This is a genomic window from Syntrophomonas palmitatica JCM 14374, from assembly GCF_001311885.1.
Taxonomy (GTDB): domain Bacteria; phylum Bacillota; class Syntrophomonadia; order Syntrophomonadales; family Syntrophomonadaceae; genus Syntrophomonas_A; species Syntrophomonas_A palmitatica.
On sequence record NZ_BBCE01000011.1, the window covers coordinates 35,568 to 53,590 of the forward strand.

At 46.3% G+C, this 18,023-nt stretch carries 14 protein-coding genes and 1 CRISPR repeat array (1 of these 15 only partly in view); of the genes, 4 read left to right on the plus strand and 10 right to left on the minus strand.

The window, feature by feature from the left end; all coding sequences use genetic code 11:
• Positions 1-9: 9 nt before the first annotated feature.
• The 6 genes from JCM14374_RS07645 to JCM14374_RS07670 form a co-directional block, all read right to left on the minus strand.
• Complete coding sequence (locus JCM14374_RS07645; protein WP_054695628.1) at positions 10-477, minus strand: PD-(D/E)XK nuclease family protein; 468 nt, start codon at positions 475-477, stop codon at positions 10-12.
• Positions 467-3,166: a helicase-exonuclease AddAB subunit AddA gene (gene addA / locus JCM14374_RS07650; protein WP_054695631.1), complete on the minus strand. Its 2,700-nt coding sequence runs from the start codon at positions 3,164-3,166 to the stop codon at positions 467-469. Before addA ends, JCM14374_RS07645 begins: the two co-directional genes overlap by 11 nt.
• Entirely contained in the window at positions 3,163-3,570 is a 408-nt protein-coding gene (locus JCM14374_RS07655; RefSeq protein WP_054695634.1) for a UvrD-helicase domain-containing protein, read from the minus strand. The genes addA and JCM14374_RS07655 overlap by 4 nt, the downstream gene beginning before the upstream one ends.
• Entirely contained in the window at positions 3,570-6,956 is a 3,387-nt protein-coding gene (addB, locus tag JCM14374_RS07660) for a helicase-exonuclease AddAB subunit AddB (RefSeq protein WP_054695636.1), read from the minus strand. The genes JCM14374_RS07655 and addB overlap by 1 nt, the downstream gene beginning before the upstream one ends.
• Positions 6,957-7,044: 88 nt before the next feature.
• Positions 7,045-7,488: a DMT family transporter gene (locus tag JCM14374_RS07665; protein ID WP_054695639.1), complete on the minus strand. Its 444-nt coding sequence runs from the start codon at positions 7,486-7,488 to the stop codon at positions 7,045-7,047.
• Positions 7,489-7,684: 196 nt separating this feature from the next.
• Entirely contained in the window at positions 7,685-8,278 is a 594-nt protein-coding gene (locus JCM14374_RS07670; protein ID WP_157049023.1) for a ZIP family metal transporter, read from the minus strand.
• Positions 8,279-8,634: 356 nt separating this feature from the next.
• Here JCM14374_RS07670 and JCM14374_RS07675 point away from each other — a divergent pair, with 356 nt between their 5' ends.
• A complete protein-coding gene (locus tag JCM14374_RS07675; RefSeq protein WP_054695644.1) occupies positions 8,635-9,012 on the plus strand; it encodes a TIGR04086 family membrane protein in 378 nt (125 codons plus the stop codon).
• A gap of 362 nt (positions 9,013-9,374) precedes the next feature.
• Here JCM14374_RS07675 and JCM14374_RS07680 read toward each other — a convergent pair whose 3' ends face one another.
• The 3 genes from JCM14374_RS07680 to JCM14374_RS07690 form a co-directional block, all read right to left on the minus strand.
• The gene (locus tag JCM14374_RS07680; protein WP_054695647.1) at positions 9,375-11,450 is read right to left on the minus strand and encodes an ATP-dependent DNA helicase; all 2,076 of its coding nucleotides are present in this window, start codon (positions 11,448-11,450) and stop codon (positions 9,375-9,377) included.
• A gap of 79 nt (positions 11,451-11,529) precedes the next feature.
• Positions 11,530-11,820: a putative Se/S carrier protein gene (locus JCM14374_RS07685; RefSeq protein WP_054695652.1), complete on the minus strand. Its 291-nt coding sequence runs from the start codon at positions 11,818-11,820 to the stop codon at positions 11,530-11,532.
• 13 nt (positions 11,821-11,833) lie between these two features.
• Positions 11,834-12,262, minus strand: coding sequence for a PaaI family thioesterase (locus tag JCM14374_RS07690; RefSeq protein WP_054695653.1), 429 nt, complete (start codon positions 12,260-12,262; stop codon positions 11,834-11,836).
• A gap of 133 nt (positions 12,263-12,395) precedes the next feature.
• On the opposite strand from JCM14374_RS07690, the gene JCM14374_RS07695 reads away from it, so the two are divergent.
• From JCM14374_RS07695 to mobB, 3 genes are all read left to right on the plus strand, one after another.
• On the plus strand, positions 12,396-12,938 hold the full coding sequence (locus tag JCM14374_RS07695) for a DUF8837 domain-containing protein (protein WP_054695656.1): 543 nt from the start codon (positions 12,396-12,398) through the stop codon (positions 12,936-12,938).
• Positions 12,939-13,043: 105 nt separating this feature from the next.
• Positions 13,044-13,808 (plus strand): formate dehydrogenase accessory sulfurtransferase FdhD, encoded by a 765-nt coding sequence (gene fdhD / locus JCM14374_RS07700; RefSeq protein WP_054695658.1) that lies wholly within the window; start codon positions 13,044-13,046, stop codon positions 13,806-13,808.
• Between the two features lie 59 nt (positions 13,809-13,867).
• Positions 13,868-14,350, plus strand: coding sequence for a molybdopterin-guanine dinucleotide biosynthesis protein B (mobB, locus tag JCM14374_RS07705; RefSeq protein WP_278279255.1), 483 nt, complete (start codon positions 13,868-13,870; stop codon positions 14,348-14,350).
• Between the two features lie 66 nt (positions 14,351-14,416).
• On the opposite strand, the gene JCM14374_RS07710 is transcribed toward mobB, so the two are convergent.
• Complete coding sequence (locus JCM14374_RS07710; RefSeq protein WP_054695665.1) at positions 14,417-15,175, minus strand: Fic family protein; 759 nt, start codon at positions 15,173-15,175, stop codon at positions 14,417-14,419.
• A gap of 112 nt (positions 15,176-15,287) precedes the next feature.
• Positions 15,288-18,023: direct repeats of the CRISPR family, unit length 32 nt; unit sequence GTTTCAATCCACGCGCCCACGCGGGGCGCGAC; it runs 329 nt beyond the window's last position.

Below are 18,023 nucleotides of genomic sequence, written 5' to 3' on the forward strand. Positions count from 1 at the left end.
AATTCGCAATCATTCAACCAATACAATGTCTCCCTTATCAAGCATATAGAGGTATGATTCTTTTACCTTCATTTTAAGTATGCTCTCCAGGGCCTGACGATATATGGCTATTTGGGCACGATAACTCTGCATAATGCTTGCTTTTTCTCCCAGGCCGGTCTTATAATCTACCAGGACTAATTCATTGCCTTCACGGAAATACAGGTCAATAACCCCTTGCAGCAGGAGTTTATCATTGCAATCTTGCGCTTCCTCGTTTTGCAGGAATTGATCAGCGCTAATTACCAGATTGAACGGCTTCTCTCTCCAAACCTCATCAGCCCGCATCACCCTTTGTCCCAAATCTGACCTGAAAAATTGCAGCAGATTATGAATATTTACAATATCAGCTTCTTCAGGGCGAAGGATTTCTCGTTCAACCATTTTATCCAGCTGATATTTTATATCCTCTTCACAATCTAGCTGTTTAAAATGCAAATGCTGCAGAACCAGATGATTTATACTTCCTCGTTGGGATGCCGATATAATCGGCAATGAGATATTCGTTTTTATTGGTTTTTAAACTAATAAAACGAATTTCCTCCTGTTTGCCCTGTTGGCTTAATTGGGTAGCTGATATTTTGGAAGGCAAATTTACAGCCAGTCTATGGGGATAGGTCCATTCCAGACGACGGAACGCTTCTGCGGCTTCTCCCGCCATTTTCGCCTGGTCATCCATTACAACAGCCGCAACTTCCTGAATAATTTCTTCAATAGCCGTTTTTTCTTTGTCTGCATCCATATTCTCGTATATTTTAATTATCCAGCTTGAGCCGTCTGCCCACAGTGAGTCATATGCTGATTCCAATCCTGCCATTTCCCTCAGCCGGGAACCATCAGCATGTTTCATCAATACTGGACCTATCCAATCCATGAAGCTCACAGCCCGGGCGAGACTGTTTACAGATGGTTCACGGCTCCATTTCGCACATTTGTTAGGCAAATCGGAAACTGATGCAAATAAAATCAACTTGCTTTCTGCTCTGGTCATGGCCACATACAAAACCCTCATCTCTTCAGAAAGGCTTTCCAGGGCAATCTTCTTGCTGATTATCATCCGCGGCAGGGTATCCGTGTAGGTTCTGAGATCTGGTTTCACCAGCCTTGGCCCCAGACCGAGTTCACGATGTAACAGCACAACCGAACGGCTGTCGCTCATATTGAACTGTTGTCCTAACCCCGCAACTATTACCACCGGAAATTCCAGGCCTTTACTCTTGTGAATACTCATTATGCGAACCACGTTATCATTTTCGCCCAGAACGCGGGCCATTCCCATGTCACCGCTGCTGCTCTGCAGTTTATCTACATATTTCAAAAAATTATATAGTCCCCGCATAGAACTTTCCTGGAACTGTCTGGCCCGATCAAGCAGAATACGCAGATTCGCCTGGCGCTGTACTCCCCCCGGCATTGCTCCGCAGTAATTAAAGTAGGCGGTTTCACTTAATAGTTTCCATATAAATTCGTCCACTGGCATCCAGCGAGATTCCTTTTTCCATTCAGCTAATTTATTCCAAAATGCAGCCAATTTTTGACTCAGCGTATCGTCATTCTGCACCAGATATTCTTCAAGGGCCTGGTAAAAGAAACCCTCTCTACAGCACATCCTGATCTGTATCATTTCATCCAGAGTAAACTCAGCCAGAGGAGAACGCATCACACTAAGAAGCGCTATGTCCTGATAACGGTTGTCAATTAACCGCAGCAGATTCATGATAATACTTATTTCAACTGATGCAAAATAGCCGCTGCCGACATCGGCATAAACAGGTATGCCCTCGGCCAGAAGCACTTCCGTGAAAACCGGCGCCCATCTTCCCGTAGCTCGCAGGAGAATAACCATATCCTTATATTCTAGGAGACGGTATTTTTGCTGGCGCACATCCCAAAGGGGTTCTTGCAGAAGTTTTTTAATTCTCTGGGCCACAGCTGCAGCTTCTCTTTGCATATGGTCAAGCGGGAGTTCCTCACTCTCGTCAAGTTCCTGCTTTTTCTCCAGCAGGTGGACTTCTACTGCTTCGCCCTGTTCTCCTCCTTCAATCCCCCGGTATAACCTGGCTCGTTCATCATAGCTTACTTCACCCAGGTTTTCAGACATAATAGCCCCGAAGAGATAATTTACCGCATCAATTACAGGCTGGGCACTGCGAAAATTAGTCTTAAGATCTATGCGCCGGTCTCTTTCGCCCGGCTTAGGGCTGTAGGCCGCCATCTTGGCTAAAAACAAAGTAGGGTCAGCCAGCCTGAAGCGATAGATACTCTGTTTTACATCTCCAACCAGGAACAGGTTATCTTCGCGTTTTATATAATTAATAATGGTTTCCTGCACCAAATTACTGTCCTGATATTCATCAACGAATATATAGCTGAACCGTTCCCGATATTCCCGCTGTACTTCGGGATTTGCCAAAATCCGCAGGGCATAATGTTCCAAATCATTAAAATCTATCAGGTCTTTTTCTGCTTTTTTATCCTCGTATAACCCGGTAAATTCCTCAAGCACCGACAGAAGGTACTGCAGACAAGGATAAATCTCCCGCATATCGTTCAGCAATGCACTAGGGGATTTGGAAAATATTTTACCCCCTATCTCATTTATCAGGTCTTTACCCTCTTGTCGATATTGCTTGGTTAGTGCGGTCAAATCAGGATCGGCATCCTTATTTACTTTTTTTAATCTCATTGTCTCCGCCTGGTTGATAAAATTATAGAAACCATCCAGGTCAGAATGCTTAAGCAAATGGAGCATATGTTGCGCATTTTGCAGGTCACAAACCAATGCTTCCATATATGGATACGGGCCAGACGGCATCTGGCTTAGGGTAATGGCTTCTTGAAATCTTTCACAAGCTTCCTCTAACATAGATATCAGCTGGGGTTTTAATACCATCATCCAACGACTTCTCATAAAATTATCTCTATCCAGGTTATATTCTTCCACCTTCTGGCTGAGCCACTCCAGAGGCGCCGGCTGGCTCTGAATAAAATTATATAATCGTAAGATCAGATCCTGCAGGCCCTGGTCGCTGCGACTGGTGCTGAACCTTTCGACCAGTTCCAGAAACAAAGGATCATTCTTTTCATATTCCATCTCCATTAAGACTTCTGCGACTTCCAGTTTCAATAACTCACTTTCGGCGCATCGGCGATGCGAAACTGCGGATCGAGATTGACCAGATAGAAATAGGTTCTTAACACTTCCGTGCAAAATGCGTGTATGGTGCTGATAGAAGCCCGACCCAGCAGCATAAGCTGGCGGCGCAGGTGTTGCTCGTCTGAATTCCCCTTCGCAAGTTCGGCTATGATGGCCGCACTTATTCTCTCACGCATCTCACCGGCTGCGGCCTGCGTAAAGGTAACCACCAGCATGCGGTCGATATCAAGCTTATCCTCATTTTTATCTTCCACCAGCAAGTTAATTATACGCTCGACCAGAACAGCGGTTTTCCCTGATCCGGCCGCGGCTGATACCAGCAGGTTGCAGCTGCGGTTTTGTATGGCTTCTCTCTGTTCGTCAGTCCATCCCATTATTCTTCAGCCTCCTGCACTGGCCTGACCAGCAGATTTATAATTTCTTCCCGCTTGAGGCTGCGAAGGTTTCGATAGCGATTATCCTCAAACAACGGGTCAAACTGGCATATGGACTTGTAATTGCAATAAATACAGGCACTGCCTTTTTCGTTTCTAACCGGATTGATTCTGACCCTTCCTTGTATAATTTCCAAACCCATTTTTTTAACCAGTTCCCGCATATGCTGCAATAAGGCCGCGAATTCAGATTCTTCCAGAACTGACGACTGGCGGTGCACCTCACCATTACTGGTTATAGCGGCTGGTATAATGTGCGAGCCCGTATCAGCATTAGCGTCCATGGCCCTGATGATACGTACGTCTTTCAGCAAAACGCCATCCATTTTTAATTTTTGGGCAATCTGCTTTTCGACCTCTTCCATAATATCCTTATCACTTTTAACCAGAGGATCATCAATTTTAAAATAAAATACTCCGGCAGGATTAAGTCTTTCTCTGCCTATTTGCTGCGGTGCATTCAGAACCGCCTGCAGGTATAAAAGGAGCTGCAGGCTCAATCCGTTATAAGCGTCAGCCAAATCGAATGATTTACCACCGGTTTTGTAATCAATTATTCGTACAAAACTCTCCTTTGCATCATCAAATATGTCCACACGGTCAATACGTCCTTCCAGATAGAGCATTTCTCCATTGGGCAACTCGATTTCTAAAGCCGGCAACGCCCGTCCTGTTCCAAAGCCTAACTCAACAGCCACAGGTTGAAAATCACCAGCCTTTATATGTTGAACCAGAATCCAAGCGGTTCTGCGCCCTACCCTTTGTAAACGCTTTAGAAGGTATCGATAACGGTGAGTGCTGGCAAAAACACCATCAGCCAGTTCCGGTGCCAGTTCTTCCATTACCTGATCCATCAAAACATCACTGTCTTCCCTATCTAATCCCTGCCATGTCATATCAGCACTCCGAATCTTCTGCGCATAACTCATCAAAGCATTATGAAACAAAAGGCCGATATCGGGGCTGGCTACTTCATACAGTTTGCGTTCTCCCGGTGATAATCCGTAACTAATAAAATGGGCAAAGGGACAGCTGGCATACTGCTCCAGGCGGGAAACGCTGGAACGCAGCGGGCTGCCGTAGAGTTTTCTCGCCACCTGCATCCCCATATCATCAACCTGGTTATGATATGTAAACGCTGGCAAAACGTGCTCCCTGTATCCTTGCCATTCCTCATTAATACCATACCAATCCCATACATCGTCCCAGAATTGGTATATCGGTTTCCCGTCCAGAGCCATTCTCATCCTGTTTACAGCGTACTTAAAAGTACTGCGCGGGGTGGAGATCATTTTAAACTGCTGTTCTCTGGTGTCCATCAGATCAGTAATGGTTATCAAACCCGGGAACAAAGACTTTATGCGTTCTGCCAAAAGGGACGGACGCAGGGCCCTGCCTTCTGAATCAGCCAAGGCATAACTTAAAAACAATTCATGGCAGGGCTTGCTGAATACGTTATATATTAGATAATCCTCCTGCAGGCTGCGCAATTCATGGTTAAGCCCGATTTGCAGGCCCAATGATTCAAGCCGCATTTTTTCTTCATCTGATAAGAGCTTTTCTTCCCGGCCCTTTTTCGGCAGAACCCCATCGTTTAATCCCAGCACGAACAGCGCTTTTATATCATGACTTTTTGATCGTTGTATACTGCCTACCAAAACCTGGTCTACGGTAGTAGGTATAATACCGAGTTCCACCGAAATGAACCCAGCCTCCAAAACCTGTCGGTATTCCTTTAAGGCAGCCTCCTGTTCCCCCAGTATCTCACTGATTTGCTGCAGGCTTTCGACTACCGCATTCCAAATCTGAGTATTCTCATTAACCAGATCATATTGCTTCTTATCCCGCATTCGTTCAATTTCACCCGCCAGGCGCACAGGAATCTCCATGGATTCAAGGTAGTTAAATATGATTTTGTTTATGCTGGCATAATCGCGGGCGGAGGCCAGGTTCTCCTCCAGCCGCAGCAGCGGTTCCATTAACAGCCGGCGGCAGTAATTCAAATAATCCAGATTGGCAGGATCTCCAGCTTTAAAATCTTCTTTCAACAGAGAACCCTTTATGCCATAACGCAGCAGATAATTCTCCAAAATGTCACAGGCTCCGTCATCCAGAAATGTGAACCCGGTGCGGCAATACCTGGCCAAATCCTCATAGCGGTAATTGCGTTGAATAAGATCCAATGAAGCCAGTATGAACTGAATTAAGGGGTGATCTACGATTTCCCTTTTCTCATCCATAAAATAAGGAATGTCGTATTCATTAAAAACACGTTTAATCAGCGGGCCGTAATTGCCAATATCCTGACATATCACCGCCATCTGGTTCCAACGCAGTTCATTGTCCCGGGCCAGGGCCACTATTTGCGCCGCCAGATTCTCCACTTCCATCACCATATTGCTGGAAGCAAATAGATGTATATGTTCCGGTTTTTCATCATACTTTCTGCCTGGAAAAACGTAAAGTTGTTTTTCCAGATGAATTATTTCAGGTGATTTCCGCAATTGTGAATCGTTATGCGCAACCCAGATTACTTCCTCTTTTATTCCCAGAACCGCAGCCATCTCTTTGATTTTTCTCAAACAGCGCGTTGATATAGTAAAGAGATCTTTGTCTTTCGAGTCCTCGGGCGGAGCGATAGTCAGACTGATGCTAAATTCCCGGCAATGCTGCATCAGTTTTTCCACCACCCGCAGGCTCTGTGGAGAAATGGTAGTGAAATTATCCATCCAGATGCGAGATTCACGAAAATAACTGCTTTCTTCAAGTTTTTCAATAAAGAAATTTATGTAATCTTCCATGTCAAGGTAGTGTCCACTGAGATATTTCGCCATTTCTTCGTATATAACGGCGATATCATTGAGCTTCATATATAAGGTGCTTTTGGTTTCAATCGCTGTCATTTTATCAAGGAGGTCTGCCGGACTTATATTGTATTGCTTCATTTCCGCAATTATTTCACTGCATTTAAGCACGAACCCGTCCTGCAGCGCAGCCGGTTTAAAAATAGTAAGTTTATGGCGATTCTGATTTATCACCCTTCTCAAAATCATATTTTTTCCCTGTTCATTTAAAAGGGTTCTGGTCAAACCTCCGACATCATTAAAAATCCGGCTGGCCATACGTGTGAAGCTTAAGACCTCTACCTGCATAATTCCGGGCAGCTCAAGCTTCTCCATCAAGTCCCGCTCCGCTTGTAATGTATATTGTTCAGGGACTAGCAGTATCAGAGGATCGTCCCCATTATCCAGATAATATTTTATTTCATTCATAACCAGGCGGGTCTTACCCTGACCGGCTCTTCCCAGAATGTAACGCAGGCTCATACACATCCCTCCGCAAGCCATCTCTGGGAAAATTATATCACTGTGCCTGTCAAGTCGCTGTCACTGAAATTACAAGATTAATTATTTTTCAGTCCATCAACAGAATTCGTGCTCCTACAGCCAGTAATGCTACACCTAGCAAGTCAATATAATGAAATTCATATTTTTTCATGCCGAATAGGCCCAGCCCGTCCACCAACAAAGCAGTTAAAATCTGGGCTACAATTATAGCTGTGGTAGCGTTTCCCACTCCAATTTTAGGCATGGTTATAACCACCGCAAAAATTATTATTACATTCAAAATACCGCCCAGGTACGCATACCAGGGAACTGATGCCATTTTAGAAAAAGCGTTGAATCCGCTCCCCACTATAAGAAATATAATAAGCACTGTTATAGTGCCTATGATGTGTACTATTAAAGTTGATTGCCACACTCCCAGAATTTTACCCAGGGCAGCATTAAATGTGCCCTGTAATGCCATGGCCGCGCCTGAAAGGGCTGCTATGACCAGATAATACCAGTTAAACATCAGCCGGATTACCTCCATATTTTTGGCTTATTGTCCAACTATACGAATATATTTATGCAAAAAAATAAGGTTAATGGCCACAGACAAACACAGATGGATGCCATATACTTTTTCGAGGTGACAGGGGGACGGTTCTCTTGACACCATTTTGAAATGGTGTCAAGAGAACCGTCCCCCTGTCACCTCCCCCTGTCACCTAAACAAAAGTTGCCAGGGCGATAACGATCATTCCCGCCCAAAAGCCCCACCACCGGGTTTTCGTTCCTCTGCCCCGGGCTTGCGGCCATAATTGGAAAATTACCAGGTATATCATGACCCCTGATGCAAAGCCTAACAATAACGGCATAAAGCGCGGCACGCTAGCGGCTACCATACATCCCAGCAGTGTTCCCAGGGGAGTAATCAATCCTACTAAAAAGGTCTGGTTAAATATCTTAAGTCGTCTCATCCCGCCCATTAATAACGGAGCAGCTATAGCCATGCCTTCGGGAATATTATGTATAGCAATGCCCATGGCTATGACCATGCCAGTTCGGGCCTTCATCTCACTTCCTAGTGCTATGGCCATTCCTTCAGGCAGATCGTGCAGAGCGATACCAAGCATTACCAGGTAGCCCAAAGCGAACAGTGAATCATGGGTTGACACCCGATGCATAATTATGTGGTCAAATAGGGCCAGAGCAAGAACGCCCACTCCAATTCCCATACAAGCCAGACCGCGAGAAGTGTACAGCAGAGCGGATGGCAGCATGTCAAAAAAGACAACCGCCACCATTACTCCCGAAGCCAAGCCCAAAAAAAGGCCAGGCCCCGATCACTCCAATTGCGTTTGAAGAACAGTAATAATGCTCCAACACAAGTACATAGACCAGCTACTATGCTCATCACAAAGACATTTTCAACCGGCATATTTCCACCACCAACCAGAAATCCACCTGTCATTATGTCTATGAGCAGACCACGGGGCGTATTCAAATATTAAAAGTATATTCTTTTCTGTGCCATCATCCGTGGATTCCGAAATTGAGCACAATATAAACCCAAAAATCGGTAACAATCTGTGTTAATCTATGACGATTATCTTTTCATCCAATGTAATAAGCACGTCATTTCCATCATATTCTAGTTGCATAGGAGGTGCTGTTAATGAATAAAAGTGTTTCTATCGAAATTAAAGGTCTGGGTAAATCATTAATCGTATCGATTGTTTTATCTTTGTTGATTGCGGGCCTGGTCTATTATTCAGGAATCAAAGAAACCCTGCTGCCTACTCTGGCCAATATTGTGTTGATAATCAGCGTATTTTGGGGAGCATGTTATGTAAGCAAAGATTACGGCAGCAAAGGACTTGTCCGCGGTCTTGCCATGGGGGTAGCCTTTTTTATTCTCATGCTTATAGCAACATTTGTATTTGATTCTTCACTGGTAAGCACAAAGGCTTTTGTTTCAAACTTGTTCATATGCCTAATCTCGGGTGCTCTGGGCGGAATAGTGGGCATAGGCCTGAGTGATAAAGCCATCTAGCTTTTGCGGGCAGGATCGAGAAAACAACGCGGACTGCGCGGGTAAAACATGGCGGTGCCTGGACATATGCTGCCAAACATAACTATACGCCCATAATACCAGCCCCAGAATTATTAATATCAGACCCAAGCGCAGGCGCAATCCCCGCATTGTTTCTCAGCACCCATAAAAAAGGAGTAGCCGCGGCTGCTCCTTTTTATTATCCCCATATTTTCATGAGAACATTTCTTAAGAAATTCGGAATACGAAAATAATAAACGCGCATTGATTAATCCCCCTTCATATTATTAATTCCTTCTGGAGTGGTTACGGTTTATATTATGTAGGGATTTATCAAATGGTTACATTTCTATTAATAATGTTTATGTCATATTTAAAAATTGCTGCAATGACGACGTTAATAACTCGCCACTTATTGTCTCCTGTTGTTTGATGGGAATGCTGTTTTTAAAAACAGTCCCGTATGATTTACGATCCAATCGACTATCTAAAACTACTACCGCACCCTGGTCTTTTTCGCTGCGAATCAGCCTTCCCGTCCCCTGCTTAAAACGCACTGCGGCATCAGGCAGCATGAAATGCTGAAAGCTGTTTTTCTTATTCATTTGGCAATATAATTCACCGGCGCACACATAAGGGTCACCCGGAGAGCGGAAAGGTAGTTTGGCAATGACTACACATCGCAGTAAATCCCCTTTTAAATCTATCCCCTCCCAGAAGGTTTCCAAACCCATAAGAACGGCCTTTGAGGAAGACATAAACTCTTCCATCAAGAAAGCAAATTCCCCATCTTCATACTGCGCCAGGAGGCGGATACCGGCTTGTTCACAAAATGGGCGGATCTTCGCTGCCGTCTCCTGCAGTTGTTTGCGGGAGGTAAACAAAGCCATGGTTGCGCCGCCGGTGGCTGCGATAATATCTTGCAGCCTTTCCGTTAAAATCTTATTATAAGCAGGATGAAGCGGATCGGGCATATTATCCACCGTATATAATCGGGCCTGTTTTTCGTAATCAAAAGGTGAATGTTCGAGGAGAGTTCGCAGCCTGTCCTCCTTTTTGTAAGGCAGTAGACCGCTGCGTTCGATAAAATAAGAAAAATCTTCTTCAACAGCCAGCGTGGCTGAGAGCATAACCAAACTGTTCAGGCGGTCATAAATGCGTTCCTGTAAAGAAAGCCCGATATTGACGAGGGAAGAGGCAACAGCCACGGCTATTCCTTGTTTCAATTCCAGCCACATAATCCGGCCCCGTTTTTCCAATTCCTCTTCAAATACGAAGCAACCTGTATCTGATGTTTCCTGCAAAGCCTGAATAATGTTATCCAACTGCCCTCTGTCATTATCGTCTTCAATTTCTTTGCTGAGGTTGCGCAAAACCAGCAGCAACAGATTGATATTTTCCTGCCAGGCAAAATACCGGTCCATTACGTCCTCAAACCAGGGAGTGCGCAAATCAGCAGGCTTTAAAACCTTTGCATTCTCGTTTTCCTTCCCTGACCCAGGAAATGATCCCAGAATATTAAAAAGTCCCTGATTTTCATATGCAAATCGTTCCAGGGCAGAAGCAGCTTCAGTCAGCAACATGGCTAAATGGGCATATTTGCTGCGTAAATGCTGCAGGTATCCTTTTTCGCGTTTCTTTTCCTTACTGGCCAGGAAGCGCAGCAGATCGTTGATTTCATAATATGAAAGGCGGAGAGAAAGCTTATCGAAGGCCTCACGGTCAAAGGCATGTGCTTCATCAATGATCAAGTGGTGGTATTCGGGCAAGATGCTGTGTTCAACCAGGGTATCCGCCAGGAGCAGCGCATGATTTGCCACTATCAGATCAGCCTTTTCCAGGCTTCTCAGCATCTTGATGCGAAAACAGCGATTTGAATACGGGCAGTTATCCCTTAAACAGGTGCGGCGTTCAGCGGCCACCAACGGCCAGTGCTGCATGATGTCACCCGGCAAACCCAGTTCTTTTCGATCACCGCTGCGGGTTTTCTGTGTCCACACCAGTATTTTTTCAACAAATGAAAGTTCGGAAGCGTCCAGACCGATTTTACCTGAAATAACTGCCTGGTATTTATTCCAGCACAGGTAATTTTCCCGCCCTTTGACTTCGACGTAACGGCATTCTATCCCTATGACCTTAATAATTTCAGGAATATCCTTTTCCACCAGCTGTTGCTGCAGAGCCTTGGTGCGAGTGGAAATAAGCACCTTCTTTCCCATTCGTTTAGCCCATAATATTGCCGGTACCAGGTAGGCATAGGTTTTACCCACTCCGGTTCCAGCCTCAGATACCAGGAACTCACTATTAATAAAAACCTCAGATATCTCTCGCGCCAGATTGACCTGCTCAAGGCGAAAGGCATAACCATTAATTGCCTGAGACAGTCTGCCCTCTGGCATAAAATATGCCGCTATATCTTCACTTTTAAAAGAATCCATTCCCCAACCCCACTAATAACATTAACCACAGATTATTACGGATTTTCATAAGCGCCATGCTTTGACATTTGCGTGTAATCTATAGCCAACTTTCTAAAACTGTCACCTGATTTTTCTTGCCAACTTTTTTAACATCATATATCCTGTCGACCTTTACCCCTTTGGTATTAAGAATGTTCAGATAGTCTTCACGATTTTCACAGGGAAGCTTTACCGACAGGCCGCAGCTGCTGGAAATCTCACGCAGGGTAGGAACAACAACAAAAATAGCCTGGGCAGTCTTTAGTTCCTTTTCGGCTTTCAGGGCATAAGAAGTTGTGGCAAATGTAAACAAACAGTATTCGGTCATATTTATAATATCAACGGGCATGTAATTGCTCCGATCATTTAAACTCTATAATTCCCGTACGATAGAATGTACCTTTGCTATCAGCCACAAGCTTCTCGCCGGCATAAACCTCAGCACGGACAAAAACCAGGTTTCTGCCTGCCTTTAGAACCTGTCCGCGGGCTACTATCCTGTCGCCATTACTAGCCGCAGCTATAAAAGCCGTAGAACAATCAGCTGTCACCCCTTTAATTCCCAGGCTTCTTACCGCATTACCCATAGCCGCATCCGCTATACACATGTAAAGGCCACCGTGAACAGCCCCCAGCGGATTACTATGCTTAGATTCAGCGATAGTATCCAATTCTGCCATACCTGGCCCCAGTTTATTTACTTTAATTCCCAGCAGACTATAAAAAGGTGTTTCATTAATCGAATGATTAATATAATCAAAAAGCCGCGGATCAATACCTAAATTTTCCATGTTCTCCGTTCTTCTCCTCCAGTTCACGATCTTGATTATTATAACATTAAAAAACGCTGTAAAAACCTAATAAAACTGTTTTAATCAATCTCTCCGGGCAAAAACTATACACAAAAGCTCAGGAGGTTTCAATATGAAATTATCAAGATGTAGAAATGTTATTATAAAAATTCTTATTACCACTCTAATTATAACCATTTCCTCATTTTGTTTTTCCGGTTGTGACAGAAAAAAAGAAGTACCTCATGTTAAGAATTCGCCGCCGGCAGAAAAAAAGCTGCCCCCAAAATGGTATATTCGTTTTTCTGTGAAAGACCAGCGCAGTACTGCCTATACAGAGGAATCCGGGGCTCCAAAAGCCGCTAATGGCCAGCCCTATTTTTTGGGAGGCATAGCCGTACACCCGCGCTACCCAATAAATGACGGCGGCAGTCCGCTGGAACCCATATTGCCCTTTGGCACAGTCATATATTTAAGCAAACCCGTAACAATTCAAGGACAACAATACAATTCGTTAACTGTAATGGATACAGGTGATGTTTATCACGGGCTCTGGCCAGGCTACCCTTATTGGATCGATATCTTCCACGGCACATCTAATTATTATAATGTCAAAGAAGCTCGTGATTATGGCATTCCCCTAATTGATTATTACTGGTATGAAGAATGGAAATAAATCTTGAAAAATCGGTTTCCATGGAAATATAGATAAAAATATGTTTAAATAGTTTCGGACAGGACTTGTTGTTCAAAACTGCTGGATTTCATGAGGAGAGTTTTTATGCCTCAAAGTTTATATATCGATCATGCTCTGAAAACCTATCGAAACGGTAATTTTTATGATATTTGCGATCCAGTCGTAATCGAAACCCAGGTAGATATTTTTCTCAATGATACCAAAATAGCCAGTCTGGCCTGCTCGCCGGTTAATCTAGAAGAACTGGCCGTAGGTTTTTTAAGCAGCGAAGGTTTGATACTGGGCAGTGCAGATCTTTTGAAAATTGAATCAGGTCCCCATAATCAGATTTTTATATATACTGCTTCAAAGCTGCCGCCTCAGAAAACTAATGCAGACCGCTTTATTAATACCTGTATGAGTGCAGGCGGAAACAACGATGAGGTTTTACTCTTAGATTCTCCTGTTACTTTCCGCGCTGATGATCTCTTGAAATTGATCAGCACTTTAAACGATACATCTTATACCTTTCAAAAAACGGGCGGTGTTCATAGTGCCGGGCTAGGTTATAAAGATAATCTTTTGGTCCGTTTTGAGGATATAGGCAGACACAATGCGGTTGATAAGACTTTCGGTTTTGCTTGTATTAATCATATTAACTTGCAGGATAAGTGTCTGGTTCTCAGCGGAAGAATAGCCGGAGAAATACTGATTAAAGCAGCCCGCAACCATGTTTCTCTGGTGCTTTCACGCTCTGCCCCGACTCTAAAATCTGTTCAACTGGCTGATAAATTAGGTCTGACCATAGTAGGATTTGCCCGTGGGGATAGATTCAACCTCTATACCCACTATGAACGGATTATTGTGTAAGGGCAATCAGTTTTGCATTAATAACGAAAGGTAGAAACAGTTATGATCCATATGTCAGCATTGTCGGATATTCAAACTCAGGCAAGACAACCATTGTATCAGGTTTAGTTCATATATTGACCGCCAAGGGTTATAAAGTCGCAGTGATAAAACATGCGGCTCATGGTTACAGCAGAGATATTCCGGGCAAAGATTCATTTCAGCATTTTGCAGCTGGAGCGCAGCAAGTAATTGTAGCAGGACCAGACAGTATAACTCTGCATAAACGCTATAGTCATGCCCCTAATCTTCAAGAAGTACTGGAATTAATTACTGAAGTGGATTTGATCATAGTAGAAGGTTATAAAAACGAGCCAGGACCAAAAATAGAAATTGTAAACAGTGACGATCAGGTAATTAAACTGACCAAATCAAATGAATTAATTGCTATCATTAGTGAAGAAAAACTAAATTATTCCATGCCCTGTTATAATCCTGCTCAACTTGAGCAAATAGCTGAATTTATCGCGGCTTCGTTTTTGACACAACAGGTAAAAGCATAATTCTTAGGTAAGATAAAATATGCCCCTGGTCTATAAAAAACCAGGTGCATATTATTATAGTTATAATTACTCAAGAGCATCTGATTCCTTTACTAATAACAAATAGTGTCTGATACTATCTCTCTCAGCTTCAGCTATAAAATCGATAAAGGCCGTCATGTCCATAAAAACACTGGCTTCCTCCAAGCAATCCAGGTAAGCTTCTTTTACAAAGCGATTAATAATCGCCGGGACATAAGAATCCTTCAAAAAAGAATAATTCATTAAAAGACGTGCTGTTCTTCCATTCCCATCCGCAAACGGGTGAATCAGAGCGATTTGAAAATGCAACCAGGCCGCTCGCTCGATAGGATGCAGTTCATGAATCCTGGCATTGTATTCCTCAACAACTCCATGAACCAGTTCAGGGACATCAATATGTTCCGGCGGAGTATAGCTGCTCCCAACTATTTCTATTTCAACATCGCGGTATTTCCCGGCTTCTTGTGCACAGGTCCTTTTCATCACAAGTTTATGTACATCGCGTATAAACATTTCACTCAGCGGCATTTTACTCTGTACATAAGCTTCAACATAATCTATGGCTTCCTTGTGGTCTAATATCTCATAATGTTCTTTAGCAGTTTTGCCAGGGATATTCTGCCCGGCAAGAACCATCCTGGTTTCTTCAAGGCTTATACTATTACCTTCCAAAACCAGTGAATGATATGTCATTTCCGCATCCATATATTCTTTTACGATTTTATTAATTGACTCCGGCAATGGCCTATATGCGTCAAGGGCTTTCTTAATCGTGTCTATTTCCAAAATGCATCTGGTGTTCAATAGCGCAACCCCCGGAAATGTGTTTGTATTTCATAATTCGTTGCAGACTCCCTTTGTCTATTATATTTTTTAATTCTATTATTCTCCAGTTATTTTTTGGTCAAATCCTTGCCTTTAAATCCACGCGCCCACGCGGGGCGCGACTTGCTATTACTTCTTCATCGTTCAGCCATCCAAAGTTTCAATCCACGCACCCACGCGGGGCGCGACATAAGTAACTTGGTAATAGCCATCAATTCCGGGATGTTTCAATCCACGCGCCCACGCGGGGCGCGACATGCCTAGTAGTTGTGACGAATGTGTCTGTTCTGTTTCAATCCACGCGCCCACGCGGGGCGCGACGGTGTAAATAGGCGGATAGACGAGCTTGAAAAAGTTTCAATCCACGCGCCCACGCGGGGCGCGACAGTATAGCAGCTGATAATAAACTTTTAGTTGTAAGTTTCAATCCACGCGCCCACGCGGGGCGCGACAACTCGCGAAAAAGTAAAGCTTGAAGGGAAGGACGTTTCAATCCACGCGCCCACGCGGGGCGCGACCCCAGCGCATTTATTCGCTGTTCAATACCAACCAGTTTCAATCCACGCGCCCACGCGGGGCGCGACCTCTAACCAATGGTGATCATACCATTTGGTAGGTTTCAATCCACGCGCCCACGCGGGGCGCGACAGCCAACGCGCCATTCTATACGTCCGAGGACATGTTTCAATCCACGCGCCCACGCGGGGCGCGACAAGAATATGTTGCGAAAATGGTTGAGATATTCAGAGTTTCAATCCACGCGCCCACGCGGGGCGCGACGCCTATGGCGGCGGCTACTCCCGCCACAACCAGTTTCAATCCACGCGCCCACGCGGGGCGCGACAGGCAGAACAATCGCTGCTGACCGGGTGCTCGCTGTTTCAATCCACGCGCCCACGCGGGGCGCGACCGGACAGAGCAGCGTTAGTGCCATGGAGCATTGAGTTTCAATCCACGCGCCCACGCGGGGCGCGACGGCCGTGTGTCAGCTCCGGGCAGCCGGGATGTGTTTCAATCCACGCGCCCACGCGGGGCGCGACTGACCGTTCACAGCGTAAAGCTCACTTAAGCGTTGGTTTCAATCCACGCGCCCACGCGGGGCGCGACCTCCCACTTTTACCTGTGATGGGACATGGCAAAGTTTCAATCCACGCGCCCACGCGGGGCGCGACCTAAGGCCCCGCATTACCGGCTGACACACCTTCTCGTTTCAATCCACGCGCCCACGCGGGGCGCGACTAGGATTGTCTGCTCCGGGATCCAGGCAGACTACGTGTTTCAATCCACGCGCCCACGCGGGGCGCGACGCCGCTCGTCGATACCCAGCGGCAGGTCAGCATAGTTTCAATCCACGCGCCCACGCGGGGCGCGACAGGTATTGGATGTAGCGCAGCCGCTACGATAGTTGTTTCAATCCACGCGCCCACGCGGGGCGCGACGCTGGTCAGTATGAATTGCCGCCCGTTTCTAGTGTTTCAATCCACGCGCCCACGCGGGGCGCGACTTCATCCCACTCGTCCTTCTTGGTGCGAAACCCGGTTTCAATCCACGCGCCCACGCGGGGCGCGACAGCTTCTCAATGGCCTGTTTTTCTGCTATAAAACGTTTCAATCCACGCGCCCACGCGGGGCGCGACTGTTGCTCGTACCTCCATTCTCTTCTTGTACTTTGTTTCAATCCACGCGCCCACGCGGGGCGCGACACCTCCCCGGGAGGGCCCCAGGCATGGAAGATAGTTTCAATCCACGCGCCCACGCGGGGCGCGACTCCTAATTTCCTGCGCAACCGTGAGTTTTAGGGGTTTCAATCCACGCGCCCACGCGGGGCGCGACCTGCCGCCGCCTCGCTTAGCATGGCCGTGCTCGAGTTTCAATCCACGCGCCCACGCGGGGCGCGACGAGCAGGTGCCGGTACTCGGACCGGATTACCGGAGTTTCAATCCACGCGCCCACGCGGGGCGCGACTCCGCGAGGTAAAACGGGTACTACGGAAGGATGGTTTCAATCCACGCGCCCACGCGGGGCGCGACGATGGTCAAAAAAAAGTAGTTTTGCCAGTAAATCGTTTCAATCCACGCGCCCACGCGGGGCGCGACTAGGTGGGGTATCACCTTGAGCGCAGACAAAAAAAGTTTCAATCCACGCGCCCACGCGGGGCGCGACGCGGCGGTTGGGATCATGTATCGGTATCATTCCCGTTTCAATCCACGCGCCCACGCGGGGCGCGACTCCATCGTTTTCCTCCTTTCAGCTTCTTTCCGCAGTTTCAATCCACGCGCCCACGCGGGGCGCGACACATGCTGTAAGCCAGGGCGGGGGCAGGCATGATGTTTCAATCCACGCGCCCACGCGGGGCGCGACCCGGACAATGCCCGGACTCGCCCCGGTAGAACTAGGTTTCAATCCACGCGCCCACGCGGGGCGCGACGCGCTTCGCACCACGCCGTGGCAGCCTGGATTCTCCGTTTCAATCCACGCGCCCACGCGGGGCGCGACCAGGAGTGGTGCGCCAGATAATCCAGGGAGGCAATGTTTCAATCCACGCGCCCACGCGGGGCGCGACCTCGAAGAATGGAGCCGCTGATATTCCAACACTTGTTTCAATCCACGCGCCCACGCGGGGCGCGACAACCAAATATATACATCATTCTGCCGAATGATGTTTCAATCCACGCGCCCACGCGGGGCGCGACATCTCTATTATGCCTATATCAAGGCTGTGGAGGGTTTCAATCCACGCGCCCACGCGGGGCGCGACTGCAAATACCAAGACCGCAATTGTCCGGGGCAACGGTTTCAATCCACGCGCCCACGCGGGGCGCGACGGG